This is a genomic window from Pseudomonas sp. G(2018) (assembly GCF_005502415.1).
Taxonomy (GTDB): domain Bacteria; phylum Pseudomonadota; class Gammaproteobacteria; order Pseudomonadales; family Pseudomonadaceae; genus Aquipseudomonas.
Window position 1 is genome coordinate 57,271 of the sequence record NZ_SCOO01000002.1, and the last position, 22,667, is coordinate 79,937.

A 22,667-nucleotide genomic window follows, 5' to 3' on the forward strand; every position below is an offset into this window, starting at 1 on the left:
GGCCGCTAGCCGGGTTTGATTGGCTGCCCGTACTAAGGGATGCACCTGAACGGTGGTTAAAACTTTTCCAGCGTCCGGTGACTATTGCTGTTCTCGCGCACCACTTCCTTGGGCTTGTACGCGCAATACCCCGGCCGTGGTCCGATTTTCGGGTGGTTGCGGCAAGTGTCCGGGCGCTTGTCATAAATGGTGCATAGCCGGCTCTTACGATCCAGGTAGTAGCAATCGTTGTTGCTCATGCGCTGGAGGGTGAAGATGCCTGATTTCTGGTTGAAGCGTTCGACCAACCCTTCCTTCTGCAGACGCTTGGCGATGTTCTTGGGCGGATCGCCCAGCTCGAATTCGTCGACCACGCCGATACGGACCAGGTCCTTGATCTTGACTTCCACCGGCAGCGTGCAGCAGCTGGAGATACACGAGCCGCACATCGGGGCCGAATATTTGGCCCAGGTATCGAGACGATCGATCTCGGCTGCGGCAATCAGGTTGGGCTTCATCATCGAGGGTTTTACCAGGCGTATGCATCAGGGCGCGCGATCATACCGGGACTGGTGGATTTTTGAACAACCTTTCGCCAGATTTTTTTCTGCGTCGTCCAGCAAACCGCTAATCCGGCACGGCCCCTGCATTGATTGATGTAACCGACAATGTATTGCCGATCAATTCGCTTATCAGGAAAACTGCCGAACCAGAGCCTCTACCGCCTGTCAGACCGTCTAGGCTCAGACAACTCCAAGCTCGCTCGAGGTCCTATCGATGACTCAAGAACCACTTGTTCGCGAAGCAGAGGTGGCCGCATTCCGCGACGCCGTCTTGACCAAACTCACCTATGCGGTGGGCAAAGACCCTGATCACGCCTTTGACCATGACTGGTTCGAAGCCATTGCGCTGGCGGCGCGTGATCACATGGTCGAGCACTGGATGGACCACACGCGGCAGATCTACCGCAAGGGTCAGAAACGCGTTTACTACCTCTCCCTGGAATTTCTCATCGGCCGGCTGCTCTACGACAGTCTGAGCAACCTCGGCCTGCTCGATGTGGCCCGCGAGGCGATGACGGAACTCGGTGTCGACATCGAGCGCATTCGCCTGCTGGAGCCCGACGCGGCGCTGGGCAACGGCGGCCTCGGGCGTCTGGCGGCATGTTTTTTGGAGAGTATGTCGACCCTGGGTATCGCCGGTCATGGCTACGGTATTCGTTACGAACACGGCTTGTTCCGTCAGGCCGTCGTCGACGGTTGGCAACAGGAGCAGACCGAAAACTGGCTGGATTTCGGCAACCCATGGGAGTTTGAGCGGCCAGAGGTGGCATATCGGATCAGCTTCGGCGGTAGCGTCGAGACCGTGACCGATGACGCCGGCAAGTCCAAGCAAGTCTGGCACCCGGCGGAAACCGTGCGGGCCATTGCCTACGACACACCGGTGGTCGGCTGGCGCGGGGCGAGCGTAAACACCTTGCGTCTTTGGCGCGCCAGGGCCATGGAAGATTTGCACCTGGAGCGTTTCAACGCCGGTGACCACCTGGGTGCGGTTGCCGAAGTGGCTCGGGCCGAAAGTATTTCACGCGTACTCTATCCGGCGGACAGCACCGAAGCCGGCCAGGAACTGCGCCTGCGCCAGGAGTACTTTTTCGTTGCCGCGTCCCTGCAGGACTTGCTGCGCCGCCATCGCAACATGCACACCTCGGTGCTGACCCTGGGCGATCACGCGGCGATCCAGCTCAACGACACCCACCCCTCGATTGCCGTGGCCGAGCTGATGCGTCAATTGGTCGACGTCTATGACGTGGCCTGGGACGCGGCGTGGCAGATCACGGTCGATACGTTGTCCTACACCAACCACACGTTGCTGCCCGAAGCGCTGGAAACCTGGCCGGTCGGTTTGATGGAGCGCATGTTGCCGCGGCACATGCAGATCATTTACCTGATCAACGCCCAGCATATCGACTCGTTGCGCGCCAAAGGCATCCACGATTTCGACGTGCTGCGTGCGGTGTCGCTGATCGAAGAGGACAACGGCCGTCGTGTACGCATGGGTAACCTGGCGTTTCTCGGCTCCCACAGCGTCAACGGCGTGTCCGGACTGCATACGCAACTGATGCGCAAAACGGTGTTCTCCGAACTGCACAAACTCTACCCGGAGCGGATCAATAACAAGACCAACGGCATTACCTTCCGCCGTTGGCTGTATCAGTCGAACCCGGAGTTGACCTCAATGTTGGTCGACGCCCTCGGCCCGCAGGTGCTGGACAATCCCGAGCAGCAGTTGATCGATCTGGAGTCGTTTGCCGAGAAGACCGCGTTCCGCAAGGCTTTTGCCGAACAGCGCCTGCACAGCAAAAAAGCCCTGGCGCACATCATTCACGAACGGCTGGGAGTGGCGGTCAATCCGGCGGCCATGTTTGACGTGCAGGTCAAACGGATCCACGAGTACAAACGCCAGTTACTCAATCTGATGCACACCGTAGCGTTGTACCAGGCGATTCGCGCGGAGCCGGAAATCGACTGGGTGCCGCGGGTGAAAATCTTCGCCGGTAAAGCAGCGGCCAGTTATCACCAGGCCAAGCTGATCATCAAGCTAACCAACGACATCGCCCGGGTGGTGAACAATGACCCGACGGTGCGCGGCTTGCTCAAGGTGGTGTTCCTGCCCAACTACAACGTCAGCCTGGCGGAGAGCATCATTCCGGCGGCGGATTTGTCCGAGCAGATTTCCACGGCCGGTTTCGAAGCGTCAGGCACCAGCAATATGAAATTCGGCCTTAACGGTGCGTTGACCATCGGTACGCTGGATGGCGCCAACGTGGAAATGTGCGAGCGCATCGGTGCCGAGCACATGTTCATCTTCGGCCTCAGCGCTCAACAGGTCGAAGCACGCAAGCAGAACCACGAGTTCAGTGCGGTGCCGGACATCGCTGCATCCCACCGTCTCAACGACGTGTTGCAGGCGATTCGCGGTGGGGTGTTCTCGCCGGATGATCCGTCGCGTTACACAGGGCTGATCGATTCGTTGGTGGACTACGACCGCTTCCTGGTCTGCGCCGATTTCGATTCCTACTGGAACGCGCAGATGCGGGTCGAAGCCCATTGGCATGATTCGAAGGAGTGGTGGCGTTCGGCGGTGTTGAACACGGCGCGGATGGGCTGGTTCTCGTCAGACCGGACGATTCGCGAGTACGCCACGGATATCTGGAAGGCTTTGGGCTGACTTTCAACAGTAATTGCGAGCAAGGCCCGGCGTTTGTTGGGCCTGATCGATATACTAAGCATCAGTTTTACCGGGTGGCAGGGTACATCCAGAGTCAGGAAACTGCGCAGGCTCGCTCCCACATGTTTTGTGCCGTTGCGCACTAGACTCAGGTCAGACGCTGTACCGCCTGGACTCGCCCCATGAAGGGGGCCGCTTAGGGATATCGACCATGCAATGGATGTTCATGCTGATTGGCCTGGTGCTGGGCTGGATGCTCGACGAGTCGTTCAGCGACGCGCTGCTGGGCGCATTGCTCGGTTTGGCGATTGGCCAGGCCATTCGTATCAGTCGGTTGGCTTCGCAAGCCAATGAGCATCGCCGTCAGCTGGAGCAGGCGCAGGTGGCACTGCATGGCGTCGAGCAACGGCTGGCGCTTCTGGAGGTGTCTGGCGTCACCGCCCCTGAAAACGCTGAACCTGTCATCAGCGAAACCACTGCGGCCCCGGACAGCATTGTCGGGCAAACCGCTGCGCAAACCCCGGAGCTGGTCTGGGAGCTCCCGCCCGAACTCGAACTCGAACCCGTCACCGAAGCCAGTCGTCCGTTGCCGGTCGACCCCTGGAAACCGCAACCGGTTTCCCGCGAATCGCAACAACCCGTGATCCCCCTCGGCCCCAATTTCATCGAACGCGCCATTAGCGCTGCCCGCGCGTGGTTGTTCGGCGGCAACACTGTATTGCGGGTGGGCTTGGTCCTGTTGTTCCTCGGTCTGGCCTTCCTGCTGCGCTACGCCACCGAAGGCATGGTGGTGCCGATCGAATTGCGTTACGCCGGTGTCGCGGCGGCGTCACTGGGACTGCTCGGGCTGGGTTGGTGGCTGCGAACGCGCAACAACAATTACGCCTTGATGCTGCAAGGCGCCGGGATCGCGGTGTTGTACCTGACGGTGTTTGCGGCGATGCGCCTGCACCCGTTGCTCGATCCTTCGGCGGCGTTTGGCGTCCTGGTTGCCATCACGGTGTTCTCGTCGATTCTTGCCCTGACCCAGAATGCCATGGGGTTGGCGGCCGTCGCCGCGCTGGGCGGGTTCGCCGCACCGATCCTGGCTTCCACCGGCGCTGGTAGTCACGTTGCGCTGTTCAGCTATTTCGCTTTGCTCAATGCCGGCATCCTGGCCATCGCCTGGTTCAAGGCCTGGCGCTTGCTGAACGTTATCGGCTTCGTCGGCACCTTCGGCATCGGTTTCGCTTGGGGTTTGCGTTCCTACACGCCGGATTTGCTGTGGAGTACCGAGCCGTTTCTGATTCTGTTCTTCCTGATGTACCTGGCCATCGGGTTGCTGTTCGCCCGTCGCAAGCTGCAAGGGACGAGCGACGCCCCTGCGGATGAGAATCGCGAAGCGCTATTGCGCTGGTCGGCCCGCAAGGGCGACTACGTTGACGGCACGCTGCTGTTCGGCCCGCCACTGGTGGGCTTCGGGTTGCAGTTCGCCCTGGTGCAGCATCTGGAGTTTGCCGCTGCCTTCAGCGCTTTGGCGCTGGGCATGATCTACATGGGGCTGGCCCGTTTGTTGAGGGTTGGCCGTGCAATGTTGTTGGGGGAAACCTGCCTGGCGTTGGGGGTGATTTTCACCAGTCTGGCAATCCCGCTGGGGCTGGATGCGCGTTGGACCACCGCAGCATGGGCGGTGGAAGGCGCAGGGATTTTCTGGCTCGGCCTGCGTCAGCAACGGCCGTTGGCCCGGGCCTTTGCCTTGCTGCTGCAACTGGGGGCGGCGCTGACGTTTCTCAGCGAGCTGCGCGGCGGCGAGGGCAGCCTGCTCGACGGCACACCGTTGGGCGCTCTGATGCTGGGCGTTGCCCTGTTGTTCAGTTTCTACCAGTTGCATAAGGCGTTGCCGGAGCGAACCAAGCCTTGGGAGCGCTTGGGCATGCCGGTGTTGGCCTGTCTTGGTCTGGTGTTCCTCTATCTGCTGGCTCCGCTGTTTTTCTTTAGCCACGGCACGGTGATCAGTTGGGCCTTGGCGGGGCTAGTGACATTAGTTGTCGGTCTGCGCATTGAGTCGCGTGCAGTCCTGTTCAGCGCGCTTGCCGTGCAATTGTTGGGTGGCGTGCTGTTCCTCGTATCCTGGCCGCCGTCCAGTGAGGCGCTAAGGCCATTGACCCATGGTGGGTTCTGGGCGCCGCTCTTGCTGGGGCTGGCTGCGTTGGTCGGTGCCTGGTGTTTGCACATCGGCAATCCTGCCATGGCGTCTGAAGGTTTGAGTCTGCAGCGTTTGTCCCGGATATTGCTGGTGTGGGGCGCGGCTTGGTGGATGTTGGCGTGGGTCAGTGATGTGATGCGCTTTGCACCGTTGCCGCTGCAGGGGACGTTGCTACTGATCGTTGCGGTCGTAAGCGTTGCGATGTGGACAGTGCTGGCGCTGCGTCTGAAATGGCCGTCGCTGGGGGTACTCTGCACGGTGTTGATCCCTGCTGCCGCACTGGTGTTGCTTGGGGTCTGGTACCCGCGCTATCACCCGGCCGCCCATTTTGGCTGGCTGGTCTGGTCAGCGTTGTTCGTGGTGCATTTCATCTCCCTGCGGCGCCTGGGGCCGATGTTGCCGGCGCGGGTTTTGAGTGCTGCTCATGTACTCGGTTGTTGGTTGTTGATCGGGGTGCTGGCGCTGGAATTGCGTTACGGCTTGCTGCTGTTGTCCGAGCAATACAACGCCTGGCGCTGGTTGGGCTGGGCGATTCTGCCAAGCCTGTATCTGGTGCTGATGGCGGCTCCGCGCGCCTGGCCGTGGCCGGTGTCGGCCTGCAATCGTGAATACCGCGTGTACGCTGCTGCACCGCTGGCGTTGTTGATGCTTGCCTGGTTCTGGTTGGCGAACGCCTTCAGTGATGGCAGCGCCGAGCCATTGCCCTACGTGCCGCTGATCAACCCGCTGGAGTTGGGGCTGATCTTTGCGTTATTCGGCGTGTATGTCTGGTCCCGCAGTGCCGTGACACAGCTTGGGGTGGGCAGGGAATCCGCAGCCAAAGCCATTCTGGCGATCACGGGTGTTTCGCTGTTCGTATTCTTCACCGCATTGGTCATGCGCACGGCGCACCAGTGGAGTGGCGTGCCGTTCGAGCTTGATCGGCTGCTTGAATCCATGCGGGTGCAGGCTGGCCTGTCCATCGTCTGGACCTTGATGGCCCTGAGTCTGATGATCGGCGGTCATCTGCGTGGTCGTCGAGAGGTCTGGCTGGTGGGCGCCGTGCTGATCGGGGTAGTCGTGGCCAAGCTGTTCTTTATCGAATTGAGCAACCGCGGCGGGCTGGCGCGGATTGTGTCGTTCATTGGCGTTGGCGTATTGCTGCTGGTGGTGGGCTACTTCGCCCCGTTGCCGCCCAAACGCGTTGAAGCCGTGCCGGAAGCAGAAAAACCGGCACCGGAAACCGAAGGAGTGTCGTCTTGAGTCAGAAGCTGAACCTGGGCTGGTTAGGCGCTGTTGCAATGGGTATGGCGCTGGCAGCCGGCGCTCAGGAAAAACCGGCGGATTTCGCCACGCAGGTACCATTGTCCGTGAGCGGTGAAGGTCCGTGGTATCGCCTTGAATTGCCCCTGGCGGTTCAGCTGAATGCACGGCAGACCGACCTCAGCGATGTACGCGTGTTCAACGCTGCCGGCGAGCCGCAAGCCTATGCTCTGGCCCGGGAAACTGCCCAGGTCGACGACAATCGAACGCTGACCGACGTCAAATGGTTCCCCCTGTACGACTCGGCGGATGACACCGAGCGTGCACCGGGCGTACGAGTGCAATCAAACGTAAACGGCACGTTGGTCGAAGTGCAGCCGTCCCGTCAGCTGGAGGCGGGTGAAGAAGTACTGCGCGGTTGGTTGCTCGACGCCAGCGGCATCAAGGCGCCATTGCAGCAGTTGATCCTCGACTGGACCAGCGAGCGTGACGGATTCCAGCGGTTCAGCATCGAGGCCAGCGATGATTTGCAGCATTGGCAGTCCTGGGGCGAAGGGCAAGTGGCGCGGCTGACCTTTGCCGACGAACGGGTGGAGCAGCATGAAGTCGGACTGCCGGGGCAATCGGCGCGCTATCTGCGATTGTTGTGGAACACGCCGCAAGCGGCGCCGATCCTGACGTCGGCGCAGCTGCAGAGCGCCAGCCCACGCAGCCTGCCGCTGCCGTTGGTCTGGTCGCAAGCGTTGGCCGGCAGCAGCGTCAAGGCCGGGGAGTACATCTGGCAATTGCCGATGGGGCTGAACGTCGAGCGCGTTCAGATCGTACTGGACCAGCCCAACAGCCTGGCGCCCGTGGTGTTGTCCGGTCGCCGGGAGAGCAGCCTGCCGTGGCAGCCGATGAGCAGCGGCTTGTTGTATCGCCTGACCCAGAACGGCCAGGACGTGCTGCAGAACGAATTGCAGTTGTCGGGGCAAACCGTGCAGCAGTTGAAACTGGTGGTGGACGAGCGCGGCGGTGGCCTGGGGGGGCAGGCGCCCACGCTGAAATTTGCCGTACGCGCCACTCAATTGGTGTTTCTGGCGCGGGGGGCGGGACCTTTTACGCTGGCGCTGGGTAGTGCGACGGCGAAGGCTGCGAATTTGCCGTTGTCGACGCTGATTCCTGATTTCAGCGCAGCGAAGCTGGCGACATTGGGCAGGGCTTCGGTCGATGGTGGGGCGGTGGTCACCCCGGCTGCTGCGACCGTGCCGGCACCGACCGGCACTGACTGGAAGAAATTTGGCCTGTGGGCAGTGTTATTGCTCAGCGTGCTTTTTCTGGCGGCGATGGCTTTCAGTTTGCTGCGCAAGCCACCAGTCAAGCCCTGAAGGCGGGTGCTTTGCACCCATTCGCGAGCAGGATCATACGTTCCCATGTGGGAGCGAGCCTGCTCGCGAAAGCGCTCGATCAGTCGACAAAGACGCTGAAATGACCGCTACTCTTGGGCCCACATTCGATCCATTTCCTACTACGCTGAACCCCGCGCATGAACTCTCTTCGACCGATCACGTCTGATAGGAGGAAATGCGCCCCGACTCGCGCTAAACTGCGCGGGTTTTTAAGCCCCCCATTCCTCCGGAGCCTTCCATGTCCCGCGTTACCTTGAGTCGCTATTTGATTGAGCAGACCCGCAGCAACAACACACCTGCCGATCTGCGCTTCCTGATCGAAGTGGTGGCGCGTGCTTGCAAGGAGATCAGCCACGCCGTTTCCAAAGGCGCCCTGGGCGGTGTTCTGGGCAGCATGGGCACTGAAAACGTCCAAGGCGAAGTGCAGAAGAAGCTCGACGTACTCTCCAACGAAATCCTGCTCGAAGCCAACGAATGGGGCGGTCACCTGGCCGGCATGGCGTCCGAAGAAATGGACAACGCTTACCAGATCCCGGGCAAATACCCGAAGGGCGCGTACCTGCTGGTATTTGACCCACTGGACGGTTCGTCGAACATCGATATCAACGCCCCGGTCGGCACGATCTTCTCGGTGCTGCGTTGCCCGAATGAATACCTGAGCCAGAACGAAGCGCTGAATGAAAAGGCCTTCCTGCAGCCAGGCACCCAACAGGTTGCCGCCGGTTATGCCATCTACGGCCCTCAGACCATGTTGGTGCTGACCCTGGGCGACGGCGTGAAAGGCTTCACCCTGGATCGTGAAATGGGCAGTTTTGTCCTGACCCACGAAGACATCACCATTCCTGAGTCCACCCAGGAATTCGCGATCAACGCGTCCAACCAGCGTCACTGGGAAGCGCCTGTACAACGTTATGTCAGCGAACTGCTGGCAGGCGACCAAGGTCCGCTGAAAAAGAACTACAACATGCGCTGGGTGGCCGCGATGGTCGCGGACGTGCACCGCATCCTGACCCGTGGCGGTCTGTTCATGTACCCGCGCGACAGCCGCGAGCCGTCGAAGCCGGGCAAACTGCGCCTGATGTACGAAGCCAACCCGATGTCGTTCCTCGTCGAACAAGCGGGCGGCGCCTCCACCGACGGCCACCAGCGCATCCTCGACATTCAGCCTGAAGGCCTGCACCAGCGTGTGGCGGTGTTCCTCGGCTCGAAAGAAGAAGTTGCACGCGTCACGGCATACCACAAGGAATAAACCATGAACGCGCCCTGGCAGCCGTTGCTCGAATGGTGGTTCGGAAACTCTGAATCATCGAAGGAAGTGGCGGCACAGAAGGGCAAGTTGTGGTTCGGCAAGCGTGACAGCCAGGACCTCGAAGCGCGTGAGCGTTTCGGGGGCCAGGTCGAGCAGGCACTGGCCGGCGGTTTGACCGAGTGGGCGCAACGCCCCGAAGGTTGGCTGGCTCTGGTGCTGCTGCTCGATCAACTGCCTCGAATGATCTTTCGCGACTCTCCCAAGACTTACTCCGGTGATGCCCGGGCCCAGGCACTGGTGGCGCAAGGCATTGCGGCGGATTTCGATCGGCAGTTGCAACCGATTCAGCGGGTGTTTATCTACCTGGTGTTCGAACACTGCGAAAACCTCACGGTGCAGAACGAAGCGGTCTCACGCTATATGGATCTGGTGGCGCAGCAGCCGGAAGAAGACAGGGCGTTGTTTGCCGATTACCTGGATTACGCCGAGCAGCATCAGAAAGTGATCGCGCAGTTCGGACGGTTTCCGCATCGCAATGCGGTGTTGGGACGAGAATCTACAGCTGAGGAATTAGTGTTTCTTTCGAAGCCGGGCTCAAGGTTCTGAATCCTTATTGCGGCTGATGCCCTCTTCGCGAGCAGGCTCGCTCCCACAGGGGGTGTGTGAACGACACAGATCCAGTGTGGGAGCGAGCCTGCTCGCGAAGAGGCCAGTGAGAGCGCCTTAGATCCGGAAACTACCCACCAACTGCTTCAACCGCGCCGCCTGCTGTTCCAGATCGGAGCACGCGCGCAGGGTGGCCTGCAGGTTCTCCACACCTTCCTGGTTCAGCGTGTTGATCTCGGTGATGTCGACGTTGATCGATTCCACCACGGCCGTTTGTTCTTCCGTCGCCGTCGCCACGGATTGGTTCATGCCGTCGATTTCGCCGATGCGCTGGGTCACGCTGCCCAGGCGTTCGCCGGCCTGGTTGGCGATGTTCACGCTGCTTTCGCTATGGCGCTGGCTTTCGGTCATGGTACCCACCGCTTCACGGGCGCCGACCTGCAGCTCTTCGATCATCTTTTGCACTTGCTGCGCCGAGTCCTGGGTGCGGTGAGCGAGGTTGCGCACTTCATCGGCCACCACCGCAAACCCGCGCCCGGCTTCACCGGCGCGCGCGGCTTCGATGGCGGCATTGAGGGCCAGCAGGTTGGTCTGCTGGGAGATGCTGGTGATCACTTCCAGAATCTGCCCGATGTTGACGGTGTTGCTGTTGAGCGTCTCGATGTTGCCGCACGAATCGCTGATCTTCGCCGACAGCTGATGCATCGCGGAGATGGTTTTATCCACCACCTGTTGGCCTTCTTCGGCCAGCGAACGGGCATCGCTCGAATGCTGGGAGGCGAGGGCGGCGTTCTGGGCGATTTCCTGGGCGGCGGCACCGAGCTGGTTGATCGCCGCAGCGACGCTGCTGGTGCGCGAGGCCTGTTGGTCGGAGTTGAACATCGACGAGTTGGATGCCGCTACCACACGCAGCGCCACTTCGTTGACCTGGCCAGTGGCCGAGGACACCTCACGAATCGAAGTGTGAATCCGTTCGACGAAACGATTGAACGACAGCCCCAGTGCGCCGAATTCGTCGTGACCGTGAATGGTCAGGCGTTTGGTCAGGTCACCTTCGCCCTCGGCGATGTCATGCATGGCGCGGCCCATGGTCAGCAGCGGTTGCATCAGGAAGCTGATCAGCATGCCCAGCAACGCGATGATGATCACCACCGCAATCACCATGGCAATGATCGCCGAGGTGCGGAATTCGCTGAGCATCGAGAAGGCGGTGTCCTGGTCGAGAACCAGCGCCACATACCAATCCGCCGACGGTACGCCGTTGACGTGGGTAAAGGAGATGAACTGGCGCTTGCCATCGATTTCGACTTCTTTCATGCCCGGGCTGACTTTCGGTGCGCCATTGGGGTATGCGTCGGTCAGGTTCTTGAGTACCAGTTTGCTGTCGGGGTGGATCAGGATTTTGCCGTCTGCGCCGACGATGAAGGCATGACCGTGACCGCCGAAGTTCAGTGAGTTGATGATCGCGCTGACGCTGGACAGGTCGATGTCCGCGCCGGCGACGCCGATCATCTGGCCTTGCTGCTTTACTGGCGTGGCGACTGTGATCACCAGTTTGCCGGAGGACGCCGCGATGTACGGTTCGGTAACGATGGTCTGCTGTGCGCTGTTGGCTGCTTTGTACCAGCCACGGGCGCGCGGGTCGTAGTCCGCTGCGCGGTTGCCAGCCGGAATCGAGAACATCACGCCATCGGTGCCGCCGAAGTAGCTCAGCTGGAAGTTGCCGGTATAGGCAGGCAGGTCGATGGCGCGTTTGAGGTTAGCCTGGGCGCTGCCGTCCACGGCGATTTGCTGGGACAGCGATTGCAGCAACTGAATGCGGCTTTCCAGCCAGGTCTGGATGTTGCTGGTGGTCAGGCTGCCGAGTTCCTGCATCGAGGCCTCGGTGTTGCTACGCAACGTCTGACGCTGGCGATAGTCGTTGAACAGGATGAAACAAGCGAATGCAACGGCCACCACGAGGGCAGCAGCCAACAGGATCTTGTGGCTGAACTTCATGTTTCTGGTCATTAAATGAGCTACCGCGGAAAGACTCGTCGACAAAGGGGGCAAATGCCTCGCAAGTGGGCATTGCGCTGCCCTGTATGTCGACTGAGTCGCGCCAAAGATTAGGCGTTTTTTGACGAAACCCGACGAAATGTCCGATAGCCCTGCAAAGTGATTGATTAATCGGCGCAGGCAGACGAGCGGCCCTATAAATACACGGCGGGTGATGGAACCAGAAAGGGGTTTTCTCTTCTAAGGTTCTGCTTGGCAGCCATGCCAATCCCCTTTGCCCCTGGAGTTACACCATGTCGCTGCGATCCATCGCCCTGCTTTCGTTCTGCGTGTTGTTGGCTGCGTGCAGCAAGGTCAATCAGGAAAACTACTCGAAGCTCTCGTCCGGCATGGACAAGGCCGAAGTTGAAACCCTGCTGGGCAAACCCGCCGATTGTTCAGGCGCGCTCGGCATGTCCAGCTGCACCTGGGGCGACAAGAACAGCTTTATCAGCGTGCAATATGCCGGTGACAAAGTGCTGATGTTTTCCGGCCAAGGCCTGAAGTAAACCGGGGCCGAGCGCCCACGGGAGAAAAATAATGAAGCGGTTGTTGATCATGCTTTTTGCCGGCCTGGTATTGGCCGGCTGTGCCACTTCTGGCCAGGATCCGTTGGCGCCCAAGACAGCCAACAGCGTCAATCTCAAGCGTTACCAGGGCACCTGGTACGAATTGGCGCGGCTACCGATGTATTTCCAGCGTAACTGCGCGCAATCCGAAGCTCACTACACGCTCAAGCCTGACGGCAATGTGGCGGTGCTCAACCGTTGCCTGACGCCGCAGTGGGAGTGGGAAGAGGTCAAGGGCACGGCTTATCCACAGGTGCCGGGTAAGACCGACAAATTGTGGGTCGAGTTCGATACCTGGTTCTCCAGGCTGATTCCGGGCGTTGCGAAGGGCGAATACTGGGTGTTGTATGTCAGCGAAGACTACAAGACCGCCATCGTCGGCGATCCGAGCCGTCGTTACCTGTGGCTGCTGTCACGCACCCCGACCGTCAATGGTGTCGTGCGGGAGGAGTTGCTGAGCAAGGCGCGTCAGCAGGGTTACGACACTACGCGGTTGATCTGGCGGGCGTCGGATACGCAGATGGCCAAGACCTCGAACTAGCGGTTAGCGCCTATCAAATGTGGGAGCGAGCAAGCCCGCTCCCACATTTTGTTTTGTGTCAGCCCAGCAATTCGCGCAGGACTTGGGTAAAGGCGCGGTTGCTTTCCTCTTCCCCGGCATGCCGCCCGTCACGCACGACCCACTGACCATTGACCAGCACATCCCGTACCTGGCGATCGCCCCCGGCAAACAACCACCGATTCAATATCCCGTCACCACTGGCGGTTGCCAGATAGGGATCGTTTCCATCCAGCACTAGCCAATCCGCCCGCTTGCCGACTTCCAGCGCGCCAATCGGTTGACCCAACGCTTGCGCGCCTCCATCCAGCGCCGCGTCATACAGCGTGCGACCGACCATTGGTTGCTCTGCCCCATACAAGCGATTACGCCGCTGATCGCGCAGACGCTGGCCATATTCCAGCCAGCGCAGTTCTTCCACCACGCTCAGTGACACATGGCTGTCGGAACCGATGCCCATCCGTCCGCCCTGTGCGAGGAAGTCCACCGCCGGGAAAATCCCGTCGCCCAGATTCGCTTCGGTGGTCAGGCACAGGCCGGCGATGGCGCGACTCCTGGCCATCAACGTGACTTCTTCCGGGTTGGCGTGGGTGGCGTGGACCAGGCACCAGCGCTGATCGACCTCGGTGTTTTCATACAGCCATTGCAGCGGACGACGGCCACTCCAGGTCAGGCAGTCGTCGACTTCCTTCTGCTGTTCGGCGATGTGAATGTGCACCGGACATTGCTTGTCGCTGGCCGCCAGCACCTCACTGATCTGCTGCGGGGTGACCGCTCGCAACGAGTGGAAACACAATCCCAGCGACTGGGCTTTCTGCTGCGCCAGGATTGGCTGCAAGCGCGATTGCAGCTTGAGATAGTTTTCGGTGCTGTTGATAAAGCGGCGCTGGCCATCATTCGGGGTCTGGCCACCGAAACCGGAGTGGCTGTAGAGCACCGGCAGCAGCGTCAGACCGATACCTGCGGAACTGGCCGCCTGGCTGATACGCAACGCCAGTTCGGCTGGGTCTGCATAGGGCTGGCCGCTGGTGTCATGGTGCACGTAGTGGAATTCCGCGACCGAGGTGTAACCGGCCTTTAGCATTTCGATGTACAGCTGACGGGCGATGACGCCGAGTTGTTCCGGGCTGATTTTTCCGACGAGGCGATACATCAGATCACGCCAGGTCCAGAAGCTGTCATTCGGATTACCCGCCACTTCCGCCAGTCCGGCCATGGCCCGCTGGAAGGCGTGGGAGTGCAGATTCGGCATGCCCGGCAGCAGCGGACCGCTCAACCGCTCGGCGCCATCTGCATGGGAATCGGCCTGGATATGGGTCAGGACGCCATCGGCGCTGACCTCAAGACGTACATTGTTGGCCCATCCACTAGGCAGCAGCGCGCGTTCGGCAAAGAAGGCGGACATGGTTCAGCACCCCATCGTGTGTTATTTGTATATACATATACAGACGTTTGCCTGCCCGGTAAACTCCGGCAAGCTAGCAATCTTTCTTCAACGAACAAGGATCCACCGTGCCGACTCCGCCTCCAGTTTCTCCGTTGGCCGCGAACATGGGCGACAGTCCGGCGCCCTTGTACGCCCGCGTCAAACAAATGATCACCCAGCAAATCGACAGTGGAAACTGGCCGCCGCACTACCGCGTTCCGTCGGAAAGCGAGCTGGTCAGCCAGCTGGGATTCAGCCGCATGACCATCAACCGCGCCCTGCGCGAGATGACCGCCGATGGCCTGTTGGTGCGCATGCAAGGCGTCGGCACGTTCGTCGCCGAGCCGAAAAGCCAGTCCGCCCTGTTTGAAGTGCACAACATCGCCGACGAAATCGCCTCCCGTGGTCACCGCCACACGTGCAAGGTCATCACGCTTGAAGAAGAGGCCGCGGGGTCCGAGCGCGCCCTGGCCCTGGATATGCGTGAAGGGCAGAAAGTATTCCACTCGCTGATCGTGCATTTCGAAAACGACATCCCGGTGCAAATCGAAGACCGTTTCGTCAACGCACTGGTGGCGCCGGAATACCTAAAGCAGGACTTCACCCTGCAAACGCCTTATGCCTACCTGAATCAGGTTGCGCCGTTGACCGAAGGCGAGCATGTGGTCGAGGCAATACTGGCCGAACCTTCCGAATGCAAGTTGTTGCAGATTGAAAAGGGCGAGCCGTGCCTGCTGATCCGCCGCCGCACCTGGTCCGGCCGCCAGCCGGTGACCGCCGCCCGTTTGATCCACCCCGGTTCCCGTCATCGTCTGGAAGGTCGGTTCCATAAATGAGCAGCTTGAAGGTTTTACGCGCAGTTGATTACCCGCGCATGCCGTGGAAAAACGGCGGCGGCAGCACCGAAGAAATCACCCGCGACGCCGGCACCGGCCTGGACGGCTTCGGCTGGCGCCTCTCGATTGCCGACATCGGCGAATCAGGCGGATTTTCCACCTTCGCCGGATATGAGCGAATCATCACCGTACTGCAGGGCGACGGCATGACCTTGTCGGTTGACGGTCAGGTGACGCGGCCGTTGTTACCCATCGATCCGTTTGCCTTCAGCGGCGAGAGCCAGGTGTCCTGCACATTGCTCGGCGGACCGATTCGCGATTTCAACCTGATTTATGCGCCAAAGCGTTACAGCGCGCGGCTGCAATGGTTGAGCGGTGAGCAGCGGTTTTTCAGTGAGGCTGGGACCGTACTGGTGTTCAGCATCAGCGATGCGCTGGAGGTGAAGGTCGGTAACAGTGCTTCACAACTGGGTCGTCATGATTGTCTGCAACTGGTGGGTAACACCGGGTTGCTGGAAGTTGCCAGCAACGGCGCCTGCTGCGTGATCGAACTCACCGCACGCTGATCCAAAACTCAAGTGACACTATCGCGGGCAAGTCGAATCGCCGCACCGCCGCTCCCACAGGTCCGGTGAAGATCTTGTGGGAGCGGGCTTGCCCGCGATGCTTTTCGACACACACACCCGTTCCCGAAAGCGCACCACTTTGTTACCGAACGCCCCAGCGTGGCGCAAAAACACGCTCAAGTAACAGCGCCCACTCCCTCCAGCAGATCCCCTCAAAAAATTTCATCTACGCCAGAACCCTTGATTCAGGCGCTCTCCAGCCATTTCAGAATTTTTCTTGAATGCCCATCCAACAAGTTGGCCGCTTGATTGCATATGCTTGTATGTACAAGTAAAGACGTATGCGTATGAGTCGATCGAGACTCCCCGCAACGTCCACTGATTCGCTTGTAGCGCAACAATGCGCACAGGCTGGCTTACCTACCGCCAGGGTTGGTTTGGATTGATCGCTGAGGAGTCTTTTTCGTGACTGACAATAAACCTACAAAGTTTCGTGACGTTGAAATCCGCGCTGCTCGCGGTAACAAGCTGACCGCCAAGAGCTGGCTGACCGAAGCGCCGCTACGCATGCTGATGAACAACCTCGACCCGGAAGTCGCCGAGAACCCTAAAGAACTGGTGGTTTACGGTGGCATTGGTCGTGCGGCACGTAACTGGGAATGCTACGACAAGATCGTTGAAAGCCTGACCAACCTGAACGACGACGAGACCCTGCTGGTGCAATCCGGCAAGCCGGTCGGCGTGTTCAAGACCCACAGCAACGCCCCGCGCGTACTGATCGCCAACTCCAACCTGGTGCCACACTGGGCGAGCTGGGAACACTTCAACGAACTCGACGCCAAAGGCCTGGCCATGTACGGCCAGATGACCGCTGGCAGCTGGATCTACATCGGCAGCCAGGGCATCGTCCAGGGCACCTACGAAACCTTCGTCGAAGCCGGTCGCCAGCACTACAACGATGACCTGAAAGGCAAGTGGGTCCTGACCGCTGGCCTGGGCGGCATGGGCGGTGCCCAACCTCTGGCCGCAACACTGGCCGGCGCTTGCTCGCTGAACATCGAATGCCAGCAGGTGAGCATCGATTTCCGCTTGAAAACCCGCTACGTCGACGAGCAAGCCAAAGACCTCGACGATGCCCTGGCGCGTATCGCCAAGTACACCGCCGAAGGCAAGGCGATCTCTATCGCTCTGTGCGGCAACGCAGCTGAAATCCTCCCGGAAATGGTCCGTCGCGGCGTGCGTCCGGACATGGTCACCGACCAGACCAGCGCCCACGACCCGCTCAACGGCTACCTGCCGGCCGGCTGGACCTGGGACGAATACCGCGCTCGCGCCAAGACCGAGCCGGCTGCTGTTGTGAAAGCCGCCAAGCAATCGATGGCCGTACATGTTAAAGCGATGTTGGATTTCCAGAAAATGGGCGTTCCAACCTTCGACTACGGCAACAACATCCGTCAGATGGCGCAAGAAGAAGGCGTGGAAAACGCATTCGACTTCCCGGGCTTCGTACCGGCCTACATCCGTCCGCTGTTCTGCCGTGGTATCGGCCCGTTCCGCTGGGCTGCACTGTCGGGCAACGCTGAAGACATCTATAAAACCGACGCCAAGGTCAAGGAACTGATCCCGGACGACGCTCACCTGCACAACTGGCTGGACATGGCGCGCGAGCGCATCAGCTTCCAGGGTCTGCCGGCGCGTATCTGCTGGGTTGGCCTGGGCCTGCGCGCCAAGCTCGGTCTGGCGTTCAACGAGATGGTGCGTAGCGGCGAACTGTCCGCTCCAATCGTGATCGGTCGCGACCACCTGGACTCCGGTTCGGTATCGAGCCCGAACCGCGAAACCGAATCGATGCAGGACGGTTCCGACGCCGTATCCGACTGGCCATTGCTCAACGCCCTGCTCAACACCGCGAGCGGTGCGACCTGGGTTTCCCTGCACCACGGCGGCGGCGTCGGCATGGGCTTCTCCCAGCACTCGGGAATGGTGATCGTCTGCGACGGTACTGACGAAGCGGCCGAGCGTATCGCTCGCGTACTGCACAACGACCCGGCGACCGGCGTCATGCGTCACGCCGATGCGGGTTACCAGATCGCCATCGACTGCGCCAAGGAACAAGGGCTGAACCTGCCGATGATTACCGGCAAGTAATGCCAAACCTGTGAGAGCTGCTTTTATGTGAGAGCGAGCACGCTCGCTCTCACTGGCCAGGCAGTGGCATAACCTAATACCAGACCGTTGGATCCTGCCGGTCGAGCAGGACGCGATCACTGAACAAAAGCTGAGTGGGGCAGGCCGCGTCGCTGCGGTGCAATGCCCGACTGGACGTGGACAGGGCTGGATGCCTCTTGACTGCCGTAAGCCAACTCATGATTAGGAGCGTCACAACAATGAAATCGAACAAGACCCTGCTGACCACATTGCTTTCCATGGGCCTGCTGGCCAGCGCCGGCGCCACTCAGGCGGCGGGTTGGTGCGAGTCGGGCAAACCGGTGAAATTCGCCGGCCTGAACTGGGAAAGCGCCATGCTGTTGACCGACGTGATGCAAGTCGTGTTGGAGAAGGGTTACGACTGCAAGACCGACAGCCTGCCGGGCAACTCCATCACCATGGAAAACGCCTTGAGCAGCAACGACATCCAGGTGTTCGCCGAAGAGTGGGTGGGCCGCAGCGAGGTCTGGAACAAGGCCGAGAAGGCCGGCAAAGTCGTCGGTGTCGGCGCTCCGGTCGTCGGTGCCGTCGAAGGCTGGTACGTGCCGCGTTACGTGATCGAAGGCGATGCCAAGCGCAAACTCGAAGCCAAGGCGCCAGACCTGAAAAACATTGCCGATCTGGCCAAGTACTCGGCGGTGTTCAAGGACGCCGAAGAACCTTCCAAGGGCCGCTTCTACAACTGCCCGGCCGGTTGGACCTGTGAACTCGACAACAGCGAAATGTTGAAAAGCTACGGCCTGGAAAGCTCCTACACCAACTTCCGCCCAGGCACCGGCCCGGCGTTGGATGCCGCCGTGCTGTCGAGCTACAAGCGTGGCGAGCCGATCCTGTTCTACTACTGGTCGCCTACGCCGCTGATGGGCCAGGTCGACGTAGTGAAACTCGAAGAGAAACCCGGCGTGAACAAGACCGTGACCATCAAGGTCGGCCTGTCCAAAACTTTCCACGAGCAAGCGCCGGAGCTGGTGGCCGTGCTGGAAAAGGTCAACGTTCCAATCGACCTGCTGAACCAGAACCTGGGTCGCATGAGCAAAGAGCGAATCGAGTCGCCAAAACTGGCCAAGATCTTCTTGAAGGAACATCCTGAAGTCTGGCACGCATGGGTGAGCGAAGACGCAGCCAAAAAGATCGACGCGGCCTTGTAGGTTGAGCCTCACCGACTGCCGGCGACGGCAGTCGGATGCTTGATCGCAACCCCTTGATTGAGAGTCTCTTATGTTTCCCGAAAGCTTTACTTTTTCCATCGCCGACTGGGTCAACGGTTGGGTCGATTCGCTGGTCACCAACTACGGCGATGTGTTCCGCAGCATCTCCGACACCCTGTTGTGGGCCATCGTCAATCTTGAAGGGCTGCTGCGCGCCGCGCCCTGGTGGCTGATGCTGGCGATCGTTGCCGGCGTGGCCTGGCACGCGACGCGCAAAGTGGTGACCACAGCGGTCATCGTCGGTTTGCTGTTCCTGGTGGGCGCGGTCGGCCTCTGGGACAAGCTGATGCAAACCCTCGCGCTGATGATGGTGGCAACGGTCATCTCGGTACTCATCGGCATTCCGCTGGGCATACTCTCGGCGCGCAGTAATCGCCTGCGTTCGGTGCTGATGCCGCTGCTGGACATCATGCAGACCATGCCGAGTTTCGTGTACCTGATCCCGGTGCTGATGCTGTTCGGCCTGGGCAAGGTCCCGGCGATTTTCGCCACCGTGATCTATGCCGCGCCACCGCTGATCCGCCTGACCGATCTGGGGATTCGCCAGGTCGACGGTGAAGTGATGGAAGCGATCAACGCCTTCGGTGCCAACCGCTGGCAGCAACTGTTCGGCGTGCAACTGCCGCTGGCCCTGCCGAGCATCATGGCCGGGATCAACCAGACCACCATGATGGCCCTGTCGATGGTGGTGATCGCCTCGATGATCGGCGCCCGTGGCCTGGGTGAAGACGTGTTGGTGGGGATTCAGACCCTCAACGTCGGACGTGGCCTGGAGGCCGGTCTGGCGATCGTGATTCTGGCAGTGGTGATCGACCGCATTACACAGGCGTACGGTCGCGCACGGCATGAGGTGAGCAAATGAACAGCAACGAAGCCATCAGCAAGATCGAAGTCAAAAACGTCTTCAAGATTTTCGGCAACCGCGCCCAGGATGCACTGGCCATGGTCGGCCAGGGCAAGACCAAGGACCAAGTGCTGGCCGAAACCGGCTGCGTGGTCGGTGTGAACGACCTGTCGTTGAGTATCGGTAGTGGCGAGATCTTCGTGATCATGGGCCTGTCGGGTTCCGGCAAGTCGACCCTGGTACGCCACTTCAATCGGCTGATCGACCCGACCAGCGGTGCGATCCTGGTGGACGGTGTGGACATCCTGCAATACGACATGGAAGCCCTGCGCGAATTTCGTCGGCGCAAGATCAGCATGGTGTTCCAGAGCTTCGGCCTGCTGCCCCACAAAACCGTGGTGGATAACGTCGCCTACGGCTTGAAAGTGCGCGGCGAGAGCAAGCAGATGTGTACCGAGCGCGCGCTGCACTGGATCAACACCGTGGGCCTCAAGGGCTACGAAAACAAATACCCGCACCAGCTCTCGGGCGGTATGCGTCAGCGTGTGGGCCTGGCCCGCGCCTTGGCGGCGGATACGGACATCATCCTGATGGACGAAGCCTTCAGTGCCCTCGACCCACTGATCCGCGCCGAAATGCAGGACCAGTTGCTGGAACTGCAAAAGACCCTGCACAAGACCATCGTTTTCATCACCCACGACCTCGACGAGGCCGTGCGCATCGGCAACCGCATCGCGATCCTCAAGGACGGCCGCCTGATCCAGGTCGGCACACCGAAAGAGATCCTGCATTCGCCGGCGGATGAGTATGTCGACCGGTTCGTACAGCGGCGGGCGGCGGTGGTTTAAAGATTTGCAGTGTTTGAGCTGGCCTCTTCGCGAGCAGAGCTGCATCAATATTCAGGTTGTACGCATGAGGTTAATAATGTCCCAGGCTGAAAAAATCGTTATCGCCGATGCCCCGTTGCGTTGGCAGGATGTGGTCGCGGTCGCCCGTCATGGCGCACAGCTGGAGCTGTCGGCGCAGGCCTGGGAGCGGATCGAGAATGCCCAGGCAATCGTCCAGCGCATCGTCACCAGCGGCGAACGCGCCTATGGCGTGAACACCGGCCTGGGTGCCTTGTGCAATGTCTCGCTCAAGGACGAGCAACTCAGCCAACTGTCGCGCAACACCCTGCTCAGTCACGCCTGTGGCGTTGGCGCTCCGTTGGCCGACGAGCAGACCCGCGCGATCATGTGTGCGGCCATCCTCAATTTCACCCAGGGCAAATCCGGCGTGCATCGCCGGGTGGTCGAAGCCCTGCTGGCGCTGCTCAATCGCGGCATCACCCCGCAAGTGCCCTCCCAGGGTTCGGTCGGTTACCTGACTCACATGGCCCACATCAGCATTGCGTTGCTGGGTGTCGGCAACGTCAGCTATCGCGGGCAAGTCATTTCCGCACAACAGGCGTTGGCCGAAGAAGGCCTGCAAGCGGTTCAGCTCGGCGCCAAGGATGGTCTGTGCCTGGTCAACGGCACGCCGTGCATGAGCGGTCTCAGCTGTCTGGCAATTGCCGAAGCCACGCGTCTGTTGCAGTGGGCCGACGTGATCAGTGCCATGAGCTTCGAGGCCCAGCGTGGGCAGATCGCTGCATTCGATGCCGAGATCATCGCGCTCAAGCCGCATCCAGGCATGCAACAGGTCGGGATCAACCTGCGGGCGCTGCTCGATGGCAGTGAAGTGATTGCACAGAGTAAAGGCATCCGTACTCAGGATGCGCTGAGCATCCGCTCTATCCCGCAGGTGCATGGCGCCGCTCGCGATCAGCTCGAACACGCTATCAAACAAGTCGAAACCGAACTCAACGGCTGCACCGATAACCCGCTGCTGCTGGGTACGCCGGACAATTTTCGCGTCATGTCCCAGGCTAACCCGCACGGTCAATCGGTGGCGCTGGCAGCGGATTTGCTGGCCATTGCCATGGCGGAAATCGGCTCCATCGCCGAACGACGCCTGGACCGGTTGATCAACCCGCACGTCAGTGGTCTGCCGGCATTCCTGGTGGCCAACCCGGGGGTGAACTCCGGGATGATGATCGTGCAATACGTCGCCGCTTCGCTGTGCGCGGAGAACCGTCAGCTGGCGCAACCGGCAGTACTCGATAACTACGTGACTTCGGGCTTGCAGGAAGACCACCTGAGCATGGGCACCAACGCCGCGTTGAAGCTGCATCGCGCGCTGGAGAATTGCACGCAGATCCTCGCCATCGAGTACCTGCTGGCGGCCCAGGCGTTTGAGTTCTTGAAAGAGCAACGCTTCGGCGCCGGTACCGATGCGGCGTGGCGTCTGTTGCGTGAGCGCGTTCCTGCCTACGATCAGGATCGCTGGCTGGCGCCGGACATTGCTGCCGCTGCCGGTGTATTGAAAGATCCTGTGTTGCTGCAAAAAACGTTGCCGAATTTGAACTGATTTCCATAAAAAGCCAGCGTGCCAAGGCGCCAGCCCCCTCAAAAAGGGGGAAGCGACGGACAACGGATATTTCCGGAGCGTCTGGTAGT

At 60.3% G+C, this 22,667-nt stretch carries 17 protein-coding genes and 1 pseudogene; 14 read left to right on the forward strand and 4 right to left on the reverse strand.

Going from position 1 to position 22,667, the window contains the following annotated elements:
* Positions 1-56: 56 nt before the first annotated feature.
* Positions 57-500 (reverse strand): YkgJ family cysteine cluster protein, encoded by a 444-nt coding sequence (locus FFS64_RS02375; protein WP_137804071.1) that lies wholly within the window; start codon positions 498-500, stop codon positions 57-59.
* 256 nt (positions 501-756) lie between these two features.
* Between FFS64_RS02375 and FFS64_RS02380 the strand changes: the two genes are divergently transcribed.
* From FFS64_RS02380 to FFS64_RS02400, 5 genes are all read left to right on the forward strand, one after another.
* On the forward strand, positions 757-3,207 hold the full coding sequence (locus FFS64_RS02380; protein WP_137804072.1) for a glycogen/starch/alpha-glucan phosphorylase: 2,451 nt from the start codon (positions 757-759) through the stop codon (positions 3,205-3,207).
* 211 nt (positions 3,208-3,418) lie between these two features.
* Positions 3,419-6,634: a DUF2339 domain-containing protein gene (locus FFS64_RS02385; RefSeq protein ID WP_137804073.1), complete on the forward strand. Its 3,216-nt coding sequence runs from the start codon at positions 3,419-3,421 to the stop codon at positions 6,632-6,634.
* Entirely contained in the window at positions 6,631-8,001 is a 1,371-nt protein-coding gene (locus tag FFS64_RS02390) for a DUF3999 domain-containing protein (protein ID WP_137804074.1), read from the forward strand. Before FFS64_RS02385 ends, FFS64_RS02390 begins: the two co-directional genes overlap by 4 nt.
* A gap of 259 nt (positions 8,002-8,260) precedes the next feature.
* A complete protein-coding gene (locus tag FFS64_RS02395; protein WP_137804075.1) occupies positions 8,261-9,271 on the forward strand; it encodes a class 1 fructose-bisphosphatase in 1,011 nt (336 codons plus the stop codon).
* Positions 9,272-9,274: 3 nt separating this feature from the next.
* Positions 9,275-9,877, forward strand: a complete 603-nt coding sequence (locus tag FFS64_RS02400; RefSeq protein WP_137804076.1) for a DUF924 family protein — start codon at positions 9,275-9,277, stop codon at positions 9,875-9,877.
* A 117-nt stretch (positions 9,878-9,994) separates the two neighbouring features.
* On the opposite strand, the gene FFS64_RS32105 is transcribed toward FFS64_RS02400, so the two are convergent.
* Both FFS64_RS32105 and FFS64_RS32110 read right to left on the reverse strand, forming a co-directional pair.
* The gene (locus FFS64_RS32105) at positions 9,995-10,759 is read right to left on the reverse strand and encodes a methyl-accepting chemotaxis protein (RefSeq protein WP_372242158.1); all 765 of its coding nucleotides are present in this window, start codon (positions 10,757-10,759) and stop codon (positions 9,995-9,997) included.
* 93 nt (positions 10,760-10,852) lie between these two features.
* Positions 10,853-11,887: pseudogene (locus tag FFS64_RS32110) on the reverse strand (cache domain-containing protein); the annotation flags it as partial.
* 281 nt (positions 11,888-12,168) lie between these two features.
* On the opposite strand from FFS64_RS32110, the gene FFS64_RS02410 reads away from it, so the two are divergent.
* Both FFS64_RS02410 and FFS64_RS02415 read left to right on the forward strand, forming a co-directional pair.
* A complete protein-coding gene (locus FFS64_RS02410) occupies positions 12,169-12,423 on the forward strand; it encodes a hypothetical protein (protein WP_095192283.1) in 255 nt (84 codons plus the stop codon).
* 31 nt (positions 12,424-12,454) lie between these two features.
* Positions 12,455-13,024 (forward strand): lipocalin family protein, encoded by a 570-nt coding sequence (locus FFS64_RS02415; protein WP_137804078.1) that lies wholly within the window; start codon positions 12,455-12,457, stop codon positions 13,022-13,024.
* A gap of 58 nt (positions 13,025-13,082) precedes the next feature.
* Here the strand turns inward: FFS64_RS02415 and FFS64_RS02420 are convergent, their stop codons facing one another.
* Entirely contained in the window at positions 13,083-14,447 is a 1,365-nt protein-coding gene (locus FFS64_RS02420; protein ID WP_137804079.1) for a formimidoylglutamate deiminase, read from the reverse strand.
* A 146-nt stretch (positions 14,448-14,593) separates the two neighbouring features.
* On the opposite strand from FFS64_RS02420, the gene hutC reads away from it, so the two are divergent.
* The 7 genes from hutC (at position 14,594) to hutH (ending at position 22,578) form a co-directional block, all read left to right on the forward strand.
* Positions 14,594-15,304 (forward strand): histidine utilization repressor, encoded by a 711-nt coding sequence (gene hutC, locus FFS64_RS02425; RefSeq protein WP_170948611.1) that lies wholly within the window; start codon positions 14,594-14,596, stop codon positions 15,302-15,304.
* Entirely contained in the window at positions 15,301-15,870 is a 570-nt protein-coding gene (locus FFS64_RS02430) for a HutD family protein (protein WP_137804080.1), read from the forward strand. The genes hutC and FFS64_RS02430 overlap by 4 nt, the downstream gene beginning before the upstream one ends.
* A gap of 465 nt (positions 15,871-16,335) precedes the next feature.
* A complete protein-coding gene (gene hutU, locus FFS64_RS02435) occupies positions 16,336-18,018 on the forward strand; it encodes a urocanate hydratase (protein WP_137804081.1) in 1,683 nt (560 codons plus the stop codon).
* A gap of 239 nt (positions 18,019-18,257) precedes the next feature.
* The gene (locus tag FFS64_RS02440; protein WP_095192276.1) at positions 18,258-19,226 is read left to right on the forward strand and encodes an ABC transporter substrate-binding protein; all 969 of its coding nucleotides are present in this window, start codon (positions 18,258-18,260) and stop codon (positions 19,224-19,226) included.
* 70 nt (positions 19,227-19,296) lie between these two features.
* Positions 19,297-20,148, forward strand: a complete 852-nt coding sequence (locus FFS64_RS02445) for a proline/glycine betaine ABC transporter permease (RefSeq protein WP_008058061.1) — start codon at positions 19,297-19,299, stop codon at positions 20,146-20,148.
* Positions 20,145-20,978, forward strand: a complete 834-nt coding sequence (locus FFS64_RS02450) for a glycine betaine/L-proline ABC transporter ATP-binding protein (protein ID WP_137804082.1) — start codon at positions 20,145-20,147, stop codon at positions 20,976-20,978. Before FFS64_RS02445 ends, FFS64_RS02450 begins: the two co-directional genes overlap by 4 nt.
* Positions 20,979-21,054: 76 nt before the next feature.
* Positions 21,055-22,578, forward strand: coding sequence for a histidine ammonia-lyase (hutH, locus tag FFS64_RS02455; protein WP_137804083.1), 1,524 nt, complete (start codon positions 21,055-21,057; stop codon positions 22,576-22,578).
* The last annotated feature ends 89 nt before the right edge of the window (positions 22,579-22,667 follow it).